Raw genomic sequence first — 18315 nt, 5'->3', positions numbered from 1 at the left:
TTGTTACGACGTCCATTCTACGGCCTGAGCGACGACCACGTAATGGGTCAATCTACCCCTAGTCACTTGCATAGCTTGTGCCAGTACCCGCCCAAGTGCAGACTCGACCCACAAAAATTACGGAGAAACACATGTCACAGACCATCGAATTCTTTTGGGAACCCGGCAGCCCCTACACCTACCTCGCCGGCACACAGATCGAAAAAGTAGCCGCCGCAACGGGCGCCAAAGTGGTCTGGAAGCCGTTTCTGTTAGGCAAAGTGTTCGAAAACCGCGGCATGAAAATGCCCGCCTCGATCCCCGCCAAAGCCAGTTATATGTTCAAAGACTTAGCCCGCTGGGCACAGATCTACCAAGTGCCACTAACCATGCCCACGGTTTTCCCCATCAGCAGCCTCATCGCCAGCCGTGCGGCCATTGCCGCCAGCCAGCTTGGCTTTGAAGCGGCAGCGGCCAAGGCCATTCTCCAAACCTATTGGGGCGAAGGACTTGATATCTCTCAGCCAGAAGTGCTGAGTGCGGCTTTTACTAAAGCCGGTTTGGATGCTGCGGCGATTTTTGCTCGGGCGCAGGAGCAGAGTGTTAAGGATCAGCTTAAGGAGAACACCGAAGAGGCGCTGAAGCGTGGGGTGTTTGGGGCGCCGACGATGTTTGTGGGGGATGCGATGTTTTGGGGGAATGATCGGTTGGAGCAGGTGGGGTTGGTGTTGGCGGGGAAGATTAAGGCTTAATCGACAAGCAAGCTCCCGCTAAAATATATACATGGACGCGACAGCTCTGCTCTTCTTGCTATTTATTTTTGCGAACGGCACTTGGTGTCTTGTGTATCCAGATAGTGTCGCTCGATTCCGGAACAATTTTGGTAATCGCTACACTCGTACTGTTGATGGAAGCAATGCATATTTAACCCCAAGACGCGTGAGAATCATGGGGGCAATACTTGTCACTACTTCATTGCTCCTCGCTCTCATCTACTTTTCCTCTCAGTAGCATCGTAGGGTGGGTTAGCCGCAATGCGGCGTAACCCACCATTTTTCGCGCTTCATTTGGCTACTGCCTGCTGTTCTTTGAAGTGTCGTCTTTCGCGCTGTGGCGCGAGTTACTTTTCTTTGCTTGTGCAAAGAAAAGCTAACCAAAAGAAAGCACCCCCAGCGTCTACGCCCGCACGATGAAGCTGTGCGGGTTCCCTGCGCTTCTCGTCTTGGCCGGGGTGCGTGACAGGCCATCCATGGCCAGACACGCACGCTTCGGCTTCCTGCCTCGCCCGTGTCTGCGCACGGCAATAACCGGACAAGACTGTGATGCTCGGCGTTGACGAAGGGACCCGACATCAAAAGCAAAGCGACTCTTGCTGTGAGTGTGGAGAGAGTCGCCTCAACGGCACTTCCTGTGCTTGAGAACAGTAAAAGTGTTAGCAGCACTTTTGCCCGCATAAAGAGCTGCATCACCGCTCATTCGCTCGCTAGCTAATGAGATGTACAAGTGGCCTTGCTTTACCGGGTTCCCTTCGACAACGCCGAGCATCACAGCACTGATCGGTTATTGCCGACGCTTCGCGTCGGGCGAGGCAGGAGCCGAGCGTGCGTGCCAGGCCACGGATGGCCTGTCACGCACCCCGATCAGTGCGAGAAGCGCAGGGTACCCACACGTCTTTTTGTGTGGGCGTAGTCGCAGGGTGCCCTTTCTTTTGGTTACTTTTCTTTGGGCACGCAAAGAAAAGTCACTCGCGCCTCAGCGCGAAAGACGCCACTTCAAAGAACAACAGACAGTAGCCTCGCGAAGCGCGTAAAAAACGGTGGGTTTCGCTACGCTGTACCCACCCTACATTCATCAGCGCACGCCTGCGAAGCGGTGCGCACAGCGCACCCTACAGTCGTCGCAAATCGAGCGTGCAAGGAAACTCCGGATTCGGCGTCTCCGCCTGCGGCACATACCATCCCGGCTTATGCCCAATCGGCGCAAACCTCGCCAGCCTTCGCGCTTCTGCTTCGTAACTATTCACCGGGAACGTGTCGTAGTTACGTCCCGCCGGATGCGCCACGTGATATGTGCAGCCTGCAATCGCGTGCTTGTTCCATGCGTCGTAGAGATCAAACGTCAACGGCGTGTGCACACCAATCAGCGGATGCAAACACGAAGACGGTTGCCATGCGCGATAACGTACGCCGCCGACAAACTCACCGCGCACACCGGTTGAACGCAGCGGCACCTTGCGCCCGTTGCAGGTGACGAAATGGCGACCACCACTCGTGAGGCCGCTCACTTTCACTTGGATGCGTTCAATCGATGAATCAACGAAGCGCGAAGTCGCACCGCCTGCGGGTTCTTCACCCAACACCGGCCAGGACTCCAACGCGTGACGCAACTCCATCTCCATGCCATCGCAAGTCACAACACCATGGCGCGGGAAGCGGAAATCAAAGTGCGCTGCAAACCATTCTGGCTTGAAGTTGAACCCTGCACGCTGAAGATCAGCGACGACATCGCAAAGATCTTTCCAGTTGTCGTGCGGCAACATCCATCGATCTTGTAGCTCTGTGCCCCAACGCACGAGCGGCATTTTGTACGGCTCGTTCCAGAAGCGTGCGATCAGTGAGCGCACCAGCAATTGCTGCACGAGTGACATCTGCGCATGCGGTGGCATTTCGAAACCGCGTAGCTCTAACAAACCCAGACGACCCGTTGCGGAGTCTGGTGAATAGAGTTTGTCGATGCAGAATTCCGCACGATGCGTGTTGCCGGTGAGATCCACCAACAGATTGCGCAGGATGCGATCGACCAACCAGGGCGGCACATTCGCACCCTTGTCTGGCAACTGCGAAAGCGCGATCTCTAATTCATAAAGCTGACCATCACGCCCTTCATCAACGCGTGGCGCTTGCGAGGTGGGGCCAATGAACATGCCCGAGAACATGTACGACAGCGACGGATGGTTCTGCCAATAACGCAGGAGGCTTCCGATCAAATCCGGACGACGTAGAAACGGCGAGTCCGCAGTTGTCGCGCCACCCACCACAACATGGTTGCCGCCGCCCGTGCCAACAGCACGGCCATCGATGATGAATTTTTCGGTGGTGAGACGCGTCTGTCGCGCTTCTTCGTAGAGCGTCAGTGTGTTGTCACGCAACTGTTCCCAGTTGTGTGCGGGATGAATGTTGACCTCGATCACGCCCGGATCAGGTGTGATGCGCATGAGTTGCAGGCGCGGATCATTCGGCGGCGCGTAACCTTCGATGCGAACTGGCAAACCGGTTTCTGCGGCAACGTCTTCAATCGCTGCAACCAGATCAAGAAAATCTTCTGTGCGCTCAACCGGTGGCATAAAGATGTTGATGAAACCGTCGCGTGATTCCACCGACAGCGCCGTGCGCACATTGCCGCCTTGCACATGCGAGCCTTCGTGTTTCGGATAAGGCTGACGTGATTCTTCAGTGAGAACTTGCGCGCTGCGGCGACGATTTAGATCGTGCGGCACGCCGTGCATTTGCAGATAAGGCTGACGACGCGGATCAGTATCGGGCATCAACGATGGCAGCGATGTCGGATCAGCGGGAATCACCTGCGGATAATCTGCAGCAGGCAACCACGGCAGCGTCTCCAAGGGCAAACGCAAACCAACTGGAGAATCGCCCGGCAACAAAAATAATTTACCCGTGCGTAAGCGCCAGCGTTCAGACATCCAGCGCGCCGCGGACTGCCAACGTTGTACTGGCAATACAAAACCACGTGGCGTTCCGAGCCCACGCTCAAACACGCCGAGCATGCGCTGACGCTCTTCGGGATCCTTGAGTTTGTTGTCTGCGGGATCAACGTTGATCGGCAGCTTTCGTTCCTTCACCAAGTAGTGAAGTGTGTCTTCGAATGCTTCCAATACATTGCGTTGATCAACATCCAAACGCTGCGCGAGGCCGGCGATGAAAGAACGCGTCTCTTCCAATGTCGGTGGCTTGACCAAATTAGGCTTCGGCACAGGCAAGCGCCATGTCGGCTGCTCATCACTGCGCCAATACAAGGTGTAAACCCAACGCGGCAATGACTCACCCGGATACCACTTGCCCTGTCCGTAGGTGAGCAAGCCATTCGGTGCAAATTTATCGCGCATGCGCTTGGCAAGGTCATACGCCAAGGCTTGTTTGGTCGGCCCGACGGCGGAAGTGTTCCACTCCGCGCCTTGCGGATCATCGAGCGAAACAAAGGTTGGCTCGCCGCCCATCGTCAAACGCACATCGCCCGCTTTGAGTTTTTTATCGACACTCGCACCGAGCTTGTCGATCTCTTGCCACTGTTCATCGGTGTAAGGTTTGGTGACGCGTGCAGGTTCGTAGAAGCGCGAGATTTTCATCTCGTGATCGAACTCCACTTCGCAGGGTTCCATCATGCCGCTGATCGGCGCTGCCGATGAGGGCTCTGGTGTCGCACAAAGTGGAATGTGACCTTCGCCTGCGAACAAACCTGATGTGGGATCGAGACCGATCCAACCCGCGCCCGGCACAAATACTTCGCACCAAGCGTGAAGATCGGTGAAGTCGTGATCGGTCCCGCTAGGACCATCAAGCGATTTCACATCAGGCTTCAGCTGAATCAGATAACCCGAAACAAAGCGCGCTGCGAATCCGAGGTTGCGCAATATCTGCACGAGCAGCCAGCTGCTATCACGGCAAGAGCCAGACGCTTTCTTCAGCGTTTCTTCCGCCGTCTGCACACCCGGCTCCATACGGATGGTGTAGTTGACGTGCAGCTGCAACTCGCGGTTGAGGTCGACCAGAAAGTCGACCGTGTTGGGCGCCTTGTCCGGAATCTTGGCCATGTAGGCGCGCAGAAAATTGCCCGGCGGCAATGGCCGCATATAGGGCTTGAGGTCTTCCTTCAGCGACTTTTCGTAATCGAAAGGAAATTTGTCGGCATAAGGCTCAACAAAGAAGTCGAAAGGATTGAACACTGCCAACTCGGTGGTGAGGTCCACCGTCACCTTGAAGTGATCGATCTTCTCCGGAAACACCACGCGCGCCAGCCAGTTGCCGTGCGGGTCTTGCTGCCAGTTAATAAAGTGCTCGGCCGGCTCAACTTTGAGCGTATAGCCCAAAATCTGCGAACGCGAATGCGGCGCAGGGCGCAGGCGGATAATCTGCGGCGACATCGTCACCCGCTTGTCATAGCGGTAGGTGGTGACGTGGTGGAGTGCAGCTTGAATCGTCATTGATCTTCTCAGCGGCAAGTGACCGCGTGATTCCTTTGGCAAGATGGATGCCAGTTTAGGCAGATGTGACAGCTTAACTGGCCAGAATCTCCTTATACTGAGTAAAAATATAAGGACCTAAGCATGAGTGCCGGTGCCAGCCGTTCCGAATTCATCACCATCCGCGGCCTGCGGTATCACATCCGCCGCTGGGGCGACCCCAAAGCACCCGCTCTTTTCCTCGGTCATGGCTGGTTGGATGTCTCGGCCACCTTCCACTATGTCGCGCAGGCGCTGCAGCCACAGTTTCAGATTCTGGCGCCGGACTGGCGTGGCTTTGGCCATAGTCAGTGGCCGCAGGATGGTTACTGGTTTCACGACTATGTCGCCGACCTTGAAAGCATCCTCGACCACTATTCGCCAACCGAGCCTGTCCTGCTCGCCGGTCACAGCATGGGCGCGCAGATCACCAGCCTCTATGCCGGCCTTCGTCCCGAGCGCGTCAAAAAACTGATCGCGATTGATGGCCTGTTCATGCCAGACATGGCTGTGGACAGTGCGCCGCGACGTTTCCGCCGCTGGCTGGATCAGATCAATGCACCCGCGCGACAGAAGTCCTACAGCTCTTATGAAGAACTGTCTCTGCGCGTGCGCAAGCAGCATCCGCAATTATCAGAAGAGCGCGCCCTCTTTGTTGCGCGTTGCTGGGGTAACGAAGATGGCTACGGCCGCATCACTTTATGTGCTGATCCCAAGCACCGGCTCGATATGCCCTCGCTTTACCGGGCCGATCAGAGCATGGAAATCTGGAAGCAGGTGACTGCGCCAACCCTCTTACTCGACGCAGGCAAATCCGCTTTCATCAACGCCATTCCACCGGCACTGATGCAAGAACGCCGCGATTGCTTCGCTAAACACGAAAGAGTGGTGGTGGCCGACGCGGGGCACATGATGCATTTCGATGCCCCCGAAGAGACCGCTCAGCATATGGCGCGGTTTTTGTCGCAATAAGATGGCATCCTGAATACAAGAAGCGGCATCATTGACCGCAGCATCAAAGGGGAGCGTACATGAGCAAAGTTTGTCTGGTGATTGGTGCAGGGCCTGGCATAGGCCAAGCCGTCGCATACGCTTTCGCGCACGAGGGCTACGACATCGCAATGATCGCGCGCAATCCCGACAAACTCACCGAAGCCTGCTCGCTGATTCGCAAGAAAACCGGCCGTGAAGTTCGCGCTTATGAAGGTGATGCTGGCGACGCACGCTCACTCAAGACCGCCATTGGACGCGCACGTCGCGGACTCGGTGAGATTGAAGTGATGGTTTACAACGCCGCCGTTGCCACACTATGTCGTCCGACCAAGCTCAGCCCAGAACAACTGCTCAGCGAATTCCAAGTCAACGTCGGCGGCGCACTCGTTGCCGCACAAGAAGTTGCCAAGACAATGAAGGTCGCCAAGCAAGGCACCATTCTATTTACCGGCAGCGGTTTTGCGTCTGAACCTGCGGTTAACTACGCCTCGCTCTCCGTTGGCAAAGCGGCATTACGCAACCTCGCCCACACGCTGGCGCAAGAGTTGGGCACGGACAACATTCACGTTGCCACCGTTACCGTGCAAGGATTTGTGCAAACCAATACGCGCTTCGATCCACATCGCATTGCGCAGGCATATGTGAAGCTGCACAAGCAGCGCAAAGGATCTTTCGACATCGAGACGATTTATAAATAGCCATGCTTGAGAACAACGCCTTTCCATTGGTCCGTAACACTGAAGCACTGCGTAAGCGGCGCTTTGACCTGTTGGTGATTGGCGGCGGCATTTATGGCGCGTGGACAGCATACGACGCAGCGCTGCGCGGACTCTCGGTTGCGCTGATTGAAAAGAATGACTGGGGCAGCGGCACTTCGTCGGCGTCCAGCAAACTGATTCACGGCGGCCTGCGTTATTTAGAACATTACGAGTTCAGTCTCGTGCGTCATGCGCTCAAAGAGCGCCGCACGCTGTCACGCATCGCGCCGCATTTGGTGCGGCCACTCAACTTTATTTTGCCGGTGTGGGACGGCCCGCGCGCGAGCATGCTCATGCTGTCCGCCGGACTCACTCTTTACGATCTACTCGCCGCGGGTGGTCAACCTGTTCCGCGTCATCGTCGTTACAAGCGCGCGGAGTTGTTGGCGGATTATCCGTATATCGATCCTGAGCGTTTGCTTGGCGGATTCCGCTACGGCGATTGTCAGGAAGACGATGCACGCATGACGCTCACCGTCGTTGCGGCAGCACAAGCTGCAGGCGCTGTCGTCGCCAATCGCATCAACGCTGAATCCTTATTAGATGACGACACTGGCGTCACCGGCGCACGCTTGGTTGATGGTGTGACTGGCGAAACGTTTGATCTTGAATCCAGCGCCGTCGTTAATGCTGCAGGCCCTTGGGCTTCAAAATTACTGGGCACTGACGCACCAAGAGTCAAACTGATTAAAGGCACGCATTTAATTCTGCCCGCGATCGCCGGTCAGCGCGAAGCGTTTCTACTCACGGCCACCGATGGCCGCGTGTTCTTCGTCATCCCTTGGTATGGCCGCACATTGGTCGGCACAACCGAACAACAAATTACAGATCCTTCGCAAGCGACACCAACAACCGAAGAAATTAGTTATCTGATTGCTGGCGTAAAAAGTGGTTTGCCCGGACTCGGCTGGTCAGAAAAAGATGTGATCGGCGCTTTCTCTGGCGTGCGCACACTGCAAGACGAAGACACCGGCGATTTATCTGCTGTGTCACGTGAGTTCGTAATTACTGAACCACGTCCGCGCTTGATCATGCCAATTGGCGGCAAGTACACCACCTCGCGTTGTGATGCGGTGGACATTGTTGATCGCGTCTATAAAGCACTGCAGCGCAAAGCGCCGCCATCACAAACGCATAAACATTTATTGCCGGGCGCACCCAATGCTCCTTTCGAGCAATGGCAATCGGAAACGATGAAAGCACTCGGCCATTACGGTGTTGATGCTGAAAGCGCGCAGTGGTTGGCGCTGCGTCACGGCACACGCGTGTCGCGTATTGAATCGTTGTTGCAAGAATCACCAGCAATGCGTGAACGCATTCACCCTAACTTGCCTTTCATCCAAGCTGAAGCCGCACTTGCTGTGCGTGAAGAAATGGCACGCTCGCCCGAAGACGTACTGCGTCGCCGCATGCCTTTATCGTTGCTCGCACAGGATTCACCCGACTGGCGCAATGCCGTCGAAACACTGATCGCCACTGAAATGCTGCGGCTTGTTTGAGCGAATGTCATTCTCTCTCGCGATTTAGTTTTTGTTTTCTGATAACTGACGAACGGATCAACTCTCCCGACCGAGTGCAAACGTTTTTGCTGCGCCATGTCACAAACTGGCGCCTGCACAAAAACGACATTTCGAAAGGAGATCGACATGCGCATATCACGCATTGTTTCCATATTTTCCGTACTTGCTCTCGCTGCGTGTGGCAGCCAGAACGATGGCCCAGACATCAGCAACCCAGACGGTTCAACAAGCAACAGCGCAACATCGCTGTTTGATCCAACCGCTGGCGTTATCCCATTTCCATTTGATGCGCTGTTTGCGGATGCGAATGGCAATCTCACCGGCACCATCAATATTCCAAATCCTAAAGGCGCGCCGTTTGTTAACGACGCTAATCGTCAGGATGGTTTCTCGACCGTAGCATCTGCCTTCACTGATTTTGCAGGCAAGGTGGACTTCGCTACTGCTGCAGTTGATCCAGTCACACATCTTCCAGGCCTGATGGTGATTGATGGCTCAACTGGCGCGCCTCTTGTTGCTGGCACTGACTATGTATTGCAAACATCAACTGCGCTTGATGATGCGTTCGGCACGCCGATCAATTCTTTCCGCACACGCATTTTGATTGAGCCACTCAAGCCGCTGAAGCAATCCACTACTTATGTGGTCGCAGTGACTTCAGCACTCAAGAGCACGGACGGCATTCCAATTGTTGCTAACGCGATGTTTAAAGTTGTGCGTTCAGCGACTGCAGTAACGGGCTCACCTACTGCGCAAGACAGTGATCCAGCGAATCCCAACTATGCGTATCTGCAAAGACTCACTGTCGCGCAGAAGACAACGCTTGAAGTGTTGCGCTCACGCATCATTCGCCCAGTGGTTGCACAACTCGGTGGCGCAGGTATTCCTGAAGCTGCGATCGTGATTGCATGGCCCTTCACCACGCAGTCGATCACCAACACGCTTGCTGCTGTGAACACCGGCGCTACGAGCAAGACAATTGTTCTCCAAGCATCTGGCTTAGACACCGCAGCTGCTGGTGCACCAGCAGGTGCAGACATCTATATCGGCAAACTCTTTGGTCTGCCGTATTACTTGGCTACCGATGCGACTCGCACACTCACCGACACACCGCTAAAGAGCTACTGGAAGAACAACGGCGTGCCGGCTGCAGGCAACTTTGGTCCGACTAAAGCCACTTCATCACCAGTGCCTTGCGGACTTTTCGCAACTGGCGCACCAACTGTGCCCGGCATTAGCCAAAGCAAAGTCGACTCAACCACGGCTTGCTTCCCAACGCCGAAGAAGAGTTCTGATGAAACGATTCCGGTATTAGCAACCGTGCCGAATGCTGCTGGCTGCCCAACTGGCCAGCCGCTTGCAGGTTGGCCTGTAGTGATCTTTCAGCACGGCATCACCGGCAATCGCACGCAGATGCTTGGCATTGCGCCAACGCTGGCAAAAGGTTGCATGGTGACCATTGCAATCGACTTACCACTGCATGGCCTGCCACCACCGGTTAATCCAGCCGCTCCAACACCTATCGACAAAGTCTACTTAGCAACCGGTGGCATTGAGCGCACGTTTAATCTCGACGCTGCAGGACGCGGTCCGAGCATGACGGGGTACACCAGCGCAGCATCATCTGGCACGCACTTCATCAATCTCGCCAGTGTTATCACTAGTCGCGACAACATTCGTGAAGCCGCGGCTGATCTCATCACGCTGACCAAGTCGATCCCAGCTGCAACGTTCGTTGATGGCGTTGGTGTTCCAGTTGTTGGCTTCAAGATTGACTCCAGCAAAATTTATTTTGTTGGTCACTCGCTGGGCGGCATCGTCGGCGGCACCTTGTTGGGTGTTAACACCGACATCAAAGCAGCAACGCTAGCAATGCCCGGTGGTGGCGTCGCGAAGTTGCTCGATGCTTCAGCCAGCTTCAGTCCAAAAATTGCTCAAGGCTTGGCAAGCAATGGCGTGAACAAAGGCACGGACACTTACGAAACCTTCTTGCGCTTTGCGCAGACCTTGGTGGACTCAGGCGATCCAATTAACTTTGCAGTGGCAGCACGCGCCAATCATCCGATCCACATGATTGAAGTGGTGGGCAGCAGCAGCTCACTGCCAGATCAAGTGGTGCCGAATAACGCACTGGCAGGCACGCTGGCGAGCATCCCGGGTTATTTGTCAGGCACTGATCCGCTCTATCGCATGATGGGTTTGGAGGTCATCGACAATCTCAATGTGCCAGTGGCAACGCCTGAGCTGAAGACTGGCGCCAATCTGGGTTACGTCGTGCGCTTCACGGCTGGAGATCACGGATCGATTCTCAGCCCCACCGCCTCACCCGCCGCGACGCAAGAAATGCAGCGCGAAACCGTTAACTTCCTAGCTAGCGGTGGCACCTGCTTGCCGATCGGCCGCAGCTGCACGGGCCCGTAAGGACACATTGAGGAAATCCTAATGAAAAATTACAACAAAACGATGCACACCATGAAGCTGACCGCCATCGCCTGCGGCTGTCTCGCAACGTTTGGCGCCCATGCTTACAGCGCTGAGCACGATGGCTACGCGATTGAACTCGGCAACAGCGCCACCATTGGCGCCATGATGCGTGCACAAAACCGCGACGGAAAACTCATCGGCATTGCGAACGGTGGCAGCTCCAACTCCACCAACAAAGACGATGGCGATTTGGCATTTGATCGTGGCGATATTGTTTCCAGCGTCGCTAAGATCACATCCGATCTCAAACTCTCCAAAGGTGATTACGGAATTTTTGCTCGTGCCAGCGGCTTCTTTAATATGTCGTTGGATAACAAGGACGACTACTTCACCAACGGTCGTGACTACTCGCCGTACTGCGACACCGCTCCTGCTTGTGGCAAAGAAGCCACGACCGCTGAACGCGATCGCAAAAACAAGCAGGTGCAAGATCAAGTCGGCAAGAAGATCGAACTGCTTGATGCGTATGTGTACGGCAACACACCGATATTGGATCGCACCTTCAGCTTCAAGATTGGCCGCCAGGTTCTGAACTGGGGCGAATCCACTTTCGTGCTCAACGGCATTAACAGCATGGTGGCATTCAACGCTAACCGTGCACGCGTTTCTGGTTTTGAGTTGAGTGAAGCGATTATTCCGACACCGATGGTGTGGGCGTCGATCGGCTTAACGGAACAGACCAGCATTGAAGGCTTCTACCAACTGAGCTGGCAGAAAACCATCATTGATGCTTCTGGCACTTTCTTTAGCACGAATGATTTTGCTGGCATCGGCGGCAATCGCGCCAATCTGGGCTTTGGTGAATTTCCAGAAAACACGCCAACCACTTCGGTTCAGCGTGCAACGGATCGCACACCTGGCAGCTCGGGCCAATATGGCGGCGCCTTCCACGCGTTTTTGCCTTGGCTGCATGAGAGTGACATTGGTCTCTACGCGATGAATTACCACAGCCGCCTACCGGTCTATAGCGGCATTTCTACAGCGCTTCCGATCACGCCTGCCGGCACGCCTGATCCTTACGCTGCGGCCAGTGCCAGTTACTTTGCTGAGTTTCCGAAGAACATCCATCTCTACGGCCTTTCATTCAACACTGCGATTCCTTGGGGCTTGTCGCTGCAAGGCGAGTACAGCTTGAAGCAAGGCCAGCCAATTCAGGTGGACACGGTTGAACTGCTGCTCGCAGGGCTTGGTGCACCGAGTCAGATTGCAGGCAACCAACCGGGCGTCACCACTGGCAATAAATATCTGCGCGGCTATCGTCGCAAAGATATTAGTCAAGTCGACTTCGGTCTGACGAAAATTTTCTCGCCATCGAAATTCTTTGGCTACGATCAGATCATCGGTGCATTTGAAATCGCGGGCATGCGCGTGCATGGCTTGGAAGATAACGATGAACTGCGTTACGACGGTCCCGCAACGGACACGCCGGGCAACGCAGCGATCGCAAACTCCGTTTCAGCAAGCTACAGCCAGCTTGCCTCTGCGTTGGCGGGCCAGCCAGTTTCGCTGACCATTCCACAGCAGAAAGGCGGCTACGCGACTTCCAACTCTTGGGGCTACAACGTTCTGGCGCGCTTTAGCTACGAGAACGTGCTGAATACGTTCACGCTCACGCCGACGGTTCGCTTTGTACACGATGTCAAAGGCAATTCGCCTAAGCCTGTCGCCAACTATGTCGAAGGTCGCAAGCAGGTGAGCTTGAGCTTTGGATTCCGCTTCCGCAACGAAATCAGTACGGAAATTGGTTACACCAATTATTTCGGCGGTGGCAAAGAAAACTTGCTGGCTGACCGAGACTTCGTCGATGCATCTGTGAAGTATTCCTTCTGATTATCTTTGCTCCAACAAAAAAGCCAGGCATCTGCCTGGCTTTTTTGTTCAACCGTTTACTTCAGGTTTTCTCAGCGTCGTTGGTGATCTTGATCTCTTGCGGTTCGCTCTGCACCGTTGGTTCAGTGCCAAAGAAAATCACATCGAAGACCGCCAAAGTACGCGCCAGAATTTCACGCCATGGATTACGTCTACCGTAATCGCCGGTGACATCAATCGGTGCGGCATAACCCACTGCATTGAGATCAAGCTTGCGCGCAATGAACAAAGCACGCCACGAGTGATAACGCGTGGTGATGATGGTGAAGCGCTTAAGGCCGAAAACAATATCGGCGCGAGTGATGGAATCCAAAGTACGGAATCCAGCAAAGTCCATCGTGATGTCTTTTTCAGGCACACCCAAACGCACCAACTCACGCAACATCTGACGCGGCTCGTTGTAAGTCGAATCCGGATTCGCGCCACTCACAATCAAATGCTTGACCTTGCCCAACTGATACAACTGAGCAGCCGCACGAACGCGCCCGTAGAACTCCGCACTGGACTTACCATCGGAACGATAAGGGCTGGTACCCATCACCAAGCCCACATCATTTTCCGGCAGCAGCGACCAGTTGGTGTACAGGTAGCCATTTGTGCTGTTGACCACCCAACGATTGGTCAACAGCACAATTAATGCAAAGCCAAAGAAGCCAAACCAAAACCAGCGCTTGAGCTTTCTCTTAGTAGCGGGTTTCAAGCCAGCAATCCCCAGAACATGTAGAAGAAGATAAGAACCTGAATGACGTAGAAAGTTGCACGAACAAACACCAAGGGCTGCGAGGTGCCAATCAAATGCACCAGCGACTGCGCAAGACGCGCATACAGCACATAGCAAGCAAGGCTATCAACTACCGGCTGCTTGCCCAAGAAGTAAGCGGAGAAGACAAGGATGGCGAAGATCGGCAGATTTTCAAGGCAATTGAGATGCGCATGCTGCATGCGCTTAACAATTTCAGGAACAGCAATGCCGTCATCACGACCCCAGGAATTAATCCCCTTACCACGCAACACTTCAATCACGCGCCAGTTAACTGAGGTGAACACCAGAATCAGTGTCCACAACGCAAATGCGAGTACTGCAAGAATTCCCGTCATTGTTGCTCTCCTTATTATTAATCGCGGTGCATTGTAGTCAGACTTCTACTCACTGGCGCGCGCACCTTGCGCGTCAGTTTAAATTTAGTGACTGAGTCTGCGCATGGCCTTGTCGAGTCCCGACAAAGTCAGCGAAAACATGCGATCTTTGCCAAGCAGCTCTTGAGCCACTTGGATTGACGGCGTGTACTCCCAACGTTGATCGGCTTCAGGATTGAGCCAGACCATGCGCGGAAATACATCCATCAGTCGCTTCATCCACGTTGCGCCGGCTTCTTCGTTCCAATGCTCAACGCTGCCGCCCGGCTGCAGAATCTCATACGGACTCATCGTCGCATCGCCGATAAAGATCACTTTGTAGTCCGGCGTGAATTTATGCATCACGTCGTAAAGCGGAATTTTTTCGGTGTGACGACGGCTGTTGTCTTTCCACACGCCTTCATAAATGAAATTGTGGAAGTAGAAATATTCGAGATGCTTGAACTCGGTCTTGGCCGCAGAGAAAAGTTCTTCGCAAACTTTGACGTGCGGATCCATGCTGCCGCCAACGTCGAGGAACAACAGCACCTTCACCGCGTTGTGACGCTCGGGCACCATTTTGATATCAAGCCAACCTGCATTGCGTGCGGTGCTGCGAATAGTGTCATCAATATCCAACACATCTGCCGCGCCTTCGCGTGCAAATTTGCGTAGACGACGCAGTGCCACTTTGATGTTGCGCGTGCCCAGTTCGATGGTGTCATCGAGATTGCGGAACTCGCGCTTGTCCCAAACTTTCACCGCGCTCTTCTGGCCGCCGCTGCCGCCGATGCGAATGCCTTCTGGATTGAAGCCGCTATTGCCGAACGGTGAAGTGCCGCCAGTGCCGACCCACTTATTGCCGCCCTGGTGACGCTCTTTCTGTTCTTCGAGGCGCTGACGCAGCGTCTCCATCAATTTATCGAGGCCGCCCATGGCTTGGATCTTGGCTTTCTCTTCATCGCTGAGCACTTTCTGCGCCATGGCTTTGAGCCATTCGTCTGGAATTTCTCCGGCGACGTCTTCGTAGACCGAGTCCACGCCCTTGAAGTAAGCGGCGAAGGCGCGATCAAAACGATCGTACTGGGACTCGTCTTTAACCAGCGTGGCGCGCGACAAATGATAGAAATCGTCCGTCGAGAAAATCGCCACGTGTTTGGAGAGCGCCTCCAAGAGCATGAGGAATTCACTGAGGCTAGGCTTGAGGCCCGCCGCGCGCAGAGTCAGGAAGAATGTAAAAAGCATGCGGAATATTAGGCTGAATGGCGGTAGTTGAGCCACCCAAATGAATGGGTTTGCTTACGGAGTTTGTTTTTATTTATTGATTATTAGTTTAAATGACTACTAATAATAATTACAGGTCACGCGCCTCTCTGTCATTCCGAACGCAGTGAGGAATCTCGCCTTAAGGCAACAGCAGGATTCCTCACTAGGTTCGGAATGACATTGGAGTGCGATGAGCAATGCCAAAGTCTAGACTGCCCGGCATCCACTGCGAGGTCACATGCCCCTCATTGCCGCCACTGCTGCAGATGTTCTTGCCGCCGAAAAATTCCTGTCGCGACGCGACCCGGTGATGAAGAAGCTGATTGCAAGCTACAAACCCTGCACCCTCGTTGGCCCGCAGCGCGATCCTTTTCATGTGCTCTGCACTTCCATCGTCAGCCAGCAACTTTCGGTGAAAGCCGCAGACACGATTCAAAACCGTGTCATGAAATTGGTTGGGGCCAAGAAATTATTGAAGCACGCGCATATCAATGATGCGGCGCACGATGACCTGCGCGCCTGCGGCCTGTCTCACGCCAAAGCCCGCTGGCTGCGTGCGCTCGCTGAACAGGTGCGCGATGGCACGTTCTCCTTCACCAAACTCAAACGCATGGATGACGAGGCCGCGATTGAAGCACTCGATGCCCTACCCGGCATTGGTCGTTGGACGGCGGAGATGTATTTGATCTTTGCACTGCATCGTCTCGATATTTTCGCGATGGGCGATGTGGGTCTGCGCAACTGCGTCAACAAGCTCTACAACGATGGAGAGCCTTTAAACGTGGAAGAAACTTTGGCCATCACCGATCGCTGGGCGCCGTATCGCTCGGTCGCGAGTTGGTATCTGTGGCGCGTGATCGACGGCGATATTCAGAACTTCAAGTAATTCTCTAAGCACACTGCGTAAGCTGCATTTCCGAAACCCAGATTACTCGTGGCTTGCGCGCCTGTATGTCGCGTCTGCACGGCCACAGTAGTTAGATTCTCCGCACTGCTACTTTGACATTGCCAACTGGCAAGTTCGTTTTAATCAAAGAACAGAAGGAGAGCATCATGCTGCCAACACGTCGCGACTTACGCTTTAAGCTCACACCTGAGAGCGTCCGCAATTGGCACGCACAAGGTCCGCAAGTCGCGCACTTCTTCAATGCCCTCTCGATTTTCTTTCCAACCGGCGAGCGCTTCTTCATCAATAGCGTTCGTCAGTATCGCGAGCGCGTAACGGATCCAGAATTGCAGAAAGCCATCACTGCATTCATCGGTCAGGAAGCGATGCACGGCCGCGAGCATGAGGAATACAACGATCTGCTCGCGCAAGCCGGATTTCCGATTCACCGCATGGAAGGTCGCGTTAACGCATTGCTGGAATGGGGCAAGAAGAAATTGCCTGCGATCAGTCAGCTCTCCGCCACGATTGCTTTGGAACATTTCACCGCGATCATGGCCGATCGCTTGTTGCGTAAACCCGACATGATTGCGAGTGCCGATCCTCGCATGGTCGCGCTATGGCGCTGGCACGCGCTGGAAGAAACTGAACACAAAGCCGTCGCGTTTGATGTTTATCGCGCGGTGAGAAAACCATCCCTCAAAAACTACATCACCCGCAGCAGTGGCCTGCTGATTGCGACAGTCATTTTCTTGGGCTTTGCTCACGCCTATCAGCGCGAACTGGTGAACGCTGACAAAACAATCGGGAAATGGGATGGCATGGGCAACTACCTGCGCTTCATGTTCGCCAAAGGTGGTTTCGTGCGCGATATGGCAGGCCCGTGGTTCGACTATCTCAAACCCGGCTTTCATCCATGGGATCACGACAACCGGCACTTCCTCGCTGAGATCGACACACTCATCGCCGAAGCAAAGCGCTTCGATATGCAGGAAGCCGCTTAAGACGCTTTGCGACGAAGCTGTGAGACCTTAGGACTCTGGTTGAGGTGATCAAGGCTCACCCACTGGATAACGCTGATCTTGCCGTTGGCATCTTCACCGAGCGCCGTGCAGCTTTCGACCCAGTCACCACAGTTGTGATACGTGACGCCGTGTAGCTCACGAATCTCAGCGTGGTGAATGTGTCCGCAGATCACACCATCCAACTCGCGACGTTTGCACTCGCGTGCAACGCTGTCTTCAAAGTTGGAAACGACGTTCACTGCCGTTTTCACGCGCTGCTTGGCAAACGCTGAGAGCGACCAGTAGCGCATCCCCATCAGCGCACGTCCGCGGTTGAACCAGAGATTAAAGCTCATCGTGCTTTCGTAGATTGCATCACCCGCCAGTGCAATCCACTTGTGATAGCGCGTGATCACGTCGAATTGATCGCCGTGCGTAACCAGCAATTTGCGGCCATCAGCCGTCGTGTGAATCGCCTCATTCACGACCTGGATGTTACCCATCTCCAGCTTGTATTCGACGAACTTGCGTAGGAACTCGTCGTGGTTGCCGGTGACGTAAAACACTTTGGTGCCACGCTTGGATTTGGTGAGAATCCTGCGGATGACGTTGGTGTGTTCTTGCGGCCAATAAAAATTGGACTTGAGCTTCCAGCCGTCGATGATGTCACCGACCAGATAGAGCTTGTCGCATTCGTTGTGCTTGAGAAAATCAACCAGGAATTCTGCCTTGCAGCCAGACGTGCCCAAGTGCACATCAGAAATCCACAAAGTCTTATAACGGTTGGTCGCGCGGTCCGATTTTTCTTTTTTCATCGCGGGTCTGTCGTCTTTTTTCACGCGCGCATTTTTTACAATGCGCGTTGTGGGGAAATGACAGTTTGATGAAGGTTTTGTGAATGGTCCGGCTTTTGCGGTTTGTGCTCGCTTCGCGAGCTGAGGTCTGCTCTGATTGAGACGACGTATTTCGCACGGCGTGCGAGTTACTTTCTTTGCTTGTGCAAAGAAAGTAACCAAAGAAAACACACCCTGCGTCTACGCCCGCACGATGAAGCTGTGCGGGTACCCTGCGCTTCTCGTCTTGACCGGGGTGCGTGACAGGCCATCCATGGCCAGACACGCACGCTTCGGCATCCTGCCTCGCCCGTGTCTTCGCACGGCAATAACCGGACAAGACTGTGATGCTCGGCGTTGTCGAAGGGGCC

General features: G+C 54.4%; 13 protein-coding genes. 8 read left to right on the top strand and 5 right to left on the bottom strand.

Annotated elements, in window-relative coordinates; translation table 11 throughout:
- The first annotated feature begins 131 nt into the window (after positions 1-131).
- On the top strand, positions 132-731 hold the full coding sequence (locus tag CJD38_RS00240; protein ID WP_107938302.1) for a 2-hydroxychromene-2-carboxylate isomerase: 600 nt from the start codon (positions 132-134) through the stop codon (positions 729-731).
- Positions 732-1867: 1136 nt separating this feature from the next.
- Here the strand turns inward: CJD38_RS00240 and CJD38_RS00235 are convergent.
- The gene (locus tag CJD38_RS00235; RefSeq protein WP_107938301.1) at positions 1868-5197 is read right to left on the bottom strand and encodes a transglutaminase family protein; all 3330 of its coding nucleotides are present in this window, start codon (positions 5195-5197) and stop codon (positions 1868-1870) included.
- Between the two features lie 123 nt (positions 5198-5320).
- Between CJD38_RS00235 and CJD38_RS00230 the strand changes: the two genes are divergently transcribed.
- The 5 genes from CJD38_RS00230 (at position 5321) to CJD38_RS00210 (ending at position 12800) form a co-directional block, all read left to right on the top strand.
- Complete coding sequence (locus CJD38_RS00230; RefSeq protein ID WP_107938300.1) at positions 5321-6187, top strand: alpha/beta fold hydrolase; 867 nt, start codon at positions 5321-5323, stop codon at positions 6185-6187.
- Between the two features lie 59 nt (positions 6188-6246).
- Positions 6247-6906, top strand: a complete 660-nt coding sequence (locus CJD38_RS00225; RefSeq protein WP_107938299.1) for an SDR family NAD(P)-dependent oxidoreductase — start codon at positions 6247-6249, stop codon at positions 6904-6906.
- 2 nt (positions 6907-6908) lie between these two features.
- On the top strand, positions 6909-8465 hold the full coding sequence (locus CJD38_RS00220) for a glycerol-3-phosphate dehydrogenase/oxidase (protein WP_107938298.1): 1557 nt from the start codon (positions 6909-6911) through the stop codon (positions 8463-8465).
- A gap of 147 nt (positions 8466-8612) precedes the next feature.
- On the top strand, positions 8613-10907 hold the full coding sequence (locus tag CJD38_RS00215; protein WP_107938968.1) for a hypothetical protein: 2295 nt from the start codon (positions 8613-8615) through the stop codon (positions 10905-10907).
- Between the two features lie 21 nt (positions 10908-10928).
- Entirely contained in the window at positions 10929-12800 is a 1872-nt protein-coding gene (locus CJD38_RS00210) for a DUF1302 domain-containing protein (RefSeq protein ID WP_240625547.1), read from the top strand.
- Between the two features lie 61 nt (positions 12801-12861).
- Here the strand turns inward: CJD38_RS00210 and CJD38_RS00205 are convergent, their stop codons facing one another.
- The 3 genes from CJD38_RS00205 to CJD38_RS00195 form a co-directional block, all read right to left on the bottom strand.
- Positions 12862-13539, bottom strand: a complete 678-nt coding sequence (locus CJD38_RS00205; protein WP_107938297.1) for a SanA/YdcF family protein — start codon at positions 13537-13539, stop codon at positions 12862-12864.
- Entirely contained in the window at positions 13536-13937 is a 402-nt protein-coding gene (locus CJD38_RS00200) for an MAPEG family protein (protein WP_240625545.1), read from the bottom strand. Before CJD38_RS00200 ends, CJD38_RS00205 begins: the two co-directional genes overlap by 4 nt.
- 84 nt (positions 13938-14021) lie before the next feature.
- A complete protein-coding gene (locus CJD38_RS00195) occupies positions 14022-15200 on the bottom strand; it encodes a vWA domain-containing protein (RefSeq protein WP_107938296.1) in 1179 nt (392 codons plus the stop codon).
- 259 nt (positions 15201-15459) lie between these two features.
- Between CJD38_RS00195 and CJD38_RS00190 the strand changes: the two genes are divergently transcribed.
- Together CJD38_RS00190 and CJD38_RS00185 are read left to right on the top strand one after the other, a co-directional pair.
- Positions 15460-16107 (top strand): DNA-3-methyladenine glycosylase family protein, encoded by a 648-nt coding sequence (locus CJD38_RS00190; RefSeq protein ID WP_107938295.1) that lies wholly within the window; start codon positions 15460-15462, stop codon positions 16105-16107.
- A gap of 167 nt (positions 16108-16274) precedes the next feature.
- On the top strand, positions 16275-17111 hold the full coding sequence (locus CJD38_RS00185) for a metal-dependent hydrolase (RefSeq protein ID WP_107938965.1): 837 nt from the start codon (positions 16275-16277) through the stop codon (positions 17109-17111).
- Here CJD38_RS00185 and CJD38_RS00180 read toward each other — a convergent pair.
- A complete protein-coding gene (locus CJD38_RS00180; RefSeq protein ID WP_107938294.1) occupies positions 17108-17926 on the bottom strand; it encodes a UDP-2,3-diacylglucosamine diphosphatase in 819 nt (272 codons plus the stop codon). The two genes, CJD38_RS00185 and CJD38_RS00180, sit on opposite strands and share 4 nt — an antisense overlap.
- Between the last annotated feature and the right edge of the window lie 389 nt (positions 17927-18315).

Source organism: Stenotrophobium rhamnosiphilum (genome assembly GCF_003052265.1).
GTDB classification, from domain to species: domain Bacteria; phylum Pseudomonadota; class Gammaproteobacteria; order Nevskiales; family Nevskiaceae; genus Stenotrophobium; species Stenotrophobium rhamnosiphilum.
Note: the sequence above shows the minus strand (reverse complement) of the source record. Positions and strands in the feature narration are given on the sequence as shown.

Coding starts and splice junctions, on each gene's coding strand:
- CJD38_RS00225 (WP_107938299.1), top strand. CDS start 6,247: ATGAGCAAAGTTTGTCTGGTGATTGGTGCAGGGCCTGGCATAGGCCAA.
- CJD38_RS00185 (WP_107938965.1), top strand. CDS start 16,275: ATGCTGCCAACACGTCGCGACTTACGCTTTAAGCTCACACCTGAGAGC.
- CJD38_RS00235 (WP_107938301.1), bottom strand. CDS start 5,197: ATGACGATTCAAGCTGCACTCCACCACGTCACCACCTACCGCTATGAC.
- CJD38_RS00210 (WP_240625547.1), top strand. CDS start 10,929: ATGAAAAATTACAACAAAACGATGCACACCATGAAGCTGACCGCCATC.
- CJD38_RS00180 (WP_107938294.1), bottom strand. CDS start 17,926: ATGAAAAAAGAAAAATCGGACCGCGCGACCAACCGTTATAAGACTTTG.
- CJD38_RS00200 (WP_240625545.1), bottom strand. CDS start 13,937: ATGACGGGAATTCTTGCAGTACTCGCATTTGCGTTGTGGACACTGATT.
- CJD38_RS00215 (WP_107938968.1), top strand. CDS start 8,613: ATGCGCATATCACGCATTGTTTCCATATTTTCCGTACTTGCTCTCGCT.
- CJD38_RS00240 (WP_107938302.1), top strand. CDS start 132: ATGTCACAGACCATCGAATTCTTTTGGGAACCCGGCAGCCCCTACACC.
- CJD38_RS00190 (WP_107938295.1), top strand. CDS start 15,460: ATGCCCCTCATTGCCGCCACTGCTGCAGATGTTCTTGCCGCCGAAAAA.
- CJD38_RS00195 (WP_107938296.1), bottom strand. CDS start 15,200: ATGCTTTTTACATTCTTCCTGACTCTGCGCGCGGCGGGCCTCAAGCCT.
- CJD38_RS00230 (WP_107938300.1), top strand. CDS start 5,321: ATGAGTGCCGGTGCCAGCCGTTCCGAATTCATCACCATCCGCGGCCTG.
- CJD38_RS00220 (WP_107938298.1), top strand. CDS start 6,909: ATGCTTGAGAACAACGCCTTTCCATTGGTCCGTAACACTGAAGCACTG.